The sequence below is a fragment of the Schwartzia sp. (in: firmicutes) genome (assembly GCF_978017985.1).
In genome coordinates, this window is record NZ_CDXDFU010000004.1 from 1 (window position 1) to 1,942 (window position 1,942).

2 protein-coding genes are annotated in these 1,942 nt (G+C 45.8%); both read right to left on the reverse strand.

The features are described 5' to 3' along the window. Window positions 1-81: 81 nt before the first annotated feature. Window positions 82-1,038 (reverse strand): glycosyltransferase family 2 protein, encoded by a 957-nt coding sequence (locus ACY69O_RS00240; RefSeq protein ID WP_462331467.1) that lies wholly within the window; start codon window positions 1,036-1,038, stop codon window positions 82-84. 212 nt (window positions 1,039-1,250) lie between these two features. Next, window positions 1,251-1,942 (reverse strand): M15 family metallopeptidase (locus ACY69O_RS00245; RefSeq protein WP_462331468.1); only part of this gene is annotated, 692 nt, incomplete at its 5' end.

Here is a 1,942-nt window from a genome sequence, read left to right on the forward strand (position 1 = left end):
AACACACAGCCCAATCAAGAATACACATACCATAAACAACCTGCGCATGATTATCCCCCAACGCATCAATGCTAAAATTATTTACTTTTTCTCAATTCCCTGTCCGCATTTCTTAGGCTTCTCCTTTGCAATCAGGTACAAAGGGCGCCCCTTTGTTTCCTCAAAAATTCTGCCGATATATTCTCCCATAATTCCGAGAATAAAAAGCTGAACTCCGCCAAAGAAAAGCACACAGCCGAGAATCGTAGCCCAGCCGGGAACAGCATCGTTCTCAACGTATTTTACGAAAAGCACGTGCAGGAACAGACAGAAGCTGATAAAACCCGAAAGCACGCCCGCATAAAGTCCGAATCTCAACGGCAGCGTTGAAAATGCCAAAATGCCGTCAACTGCGAAATGAAGCATCTTACGCGGTGAAAACTTCGAAACCCCTGCAAAACGCGGCGGTGCCACAAACTCGATTTTCGTCTGTCTGAAACCCATTGCCGCGATAAGTCCTCTGATGAACCGCGCATGCTCGCGGTAACGGCGAAATGCCTCCACTACAATTTTATCCATAAGACGGAAATCAGAACCGCCCGGCTGAATAGGTACGCTTGAAACCATATTAAGAATCTTGTAATAGAGCGAAGATGTTGCCTTCTTAAGAAAGGACACTCCTTCCGTAGTTACACGTACAGTCTGAACGATCTCATAGCCGTTCTCCCATTCCTTCAAAAGAGTCGGTATCATTTCAGGCGGATGCTGCATATCTCCGTCCATGGTGATTACCGCATCACCGTCTGCATTATCCAGGCCGCAGGTAAGCGCAAGCTGATGGCCGCTGTTTCTGGCAAGAAAAATCGGCTGGACACGCTCGTCTTCCTTTTCAAGCTCACGCAAAATAACACGGCTGTTATCCTTCGAGCCGTCATCTACAAAAACAAGCTCAAAATCATACTCCGTGAGCGTAGCCATAGCTTCGCAAACTGCCTCATAAAAATGACGCAGGTTAGCTTCTTCATTATAAACAGGTACAACAATCGAAACTAATTTCATAAAGACATTCCTTCATCATATAATTCAATATCCTTATTATTATAATGCCTTCAATCAAAGTTTGCCATAGGCAAACTTTCATCTGCGGCATTTCATCAAGCATCAGCTTGATATAACGCCATTGTTCGGATTTTGCCAAAGGCAAAATATTCCCCCCGAAAACCAAACAGGCTGATATGCCCGCAAACGGCACACCAACCTGTTTAGACGTGTTACTTATTCAGTTTCTCTACCGGGAAATTGAAGTACATATCAGGATAAGGTTCATTTTTCAGGAAGAAGTGCCACCATTCCGTATCAATCGGATTAAAGCCGTGACGCAGCATTACGTCTCTGAGCATCATACGGTTGGCGAACTGCTTCTCCGTAATTTTTCCTTCCTTCGGTACAGCATTTCCTTTATATTTTCCTGTATATTTCCCTGTCTCAGGATCTCCGCACCAGTCGGGATGACTTTCCAGCCCGAAGTGGTCGAAGGTACCTCCCATGTCCACTTCCTTGCCTGTCTTCAGATCGAAAAGTGTGAGGTCTATGGCAGAGCCGCGGCTATGACCTGATTTCGCATCAATATATCCGTCAGCGAAAAGTCTCGTTTTGTCAACCTGCGGATAGAAGTACGTCTTCATACGCGCATCTTTGAGATTTTCTGCCCAGGCAACAAAGTTGTCCACGGCCTCCTGCGGACGATACGCATCGTAGACCTTAAGACGGTAGCCTTTTTCCTTCAGCTCATCAGAGACAGCCTTAAGTGCCTGCGCAGCTTCCCTGCTCATGAGTACGCAGGGCTCATGATATCCGTTGATACGGTCTCCGACAAAGTTATATGTCGAAAAATAACGCACCTCCTGAATGATATCGGGAACTACATCGGATAACACCACAAATCCCGTGGAATCATTTATGT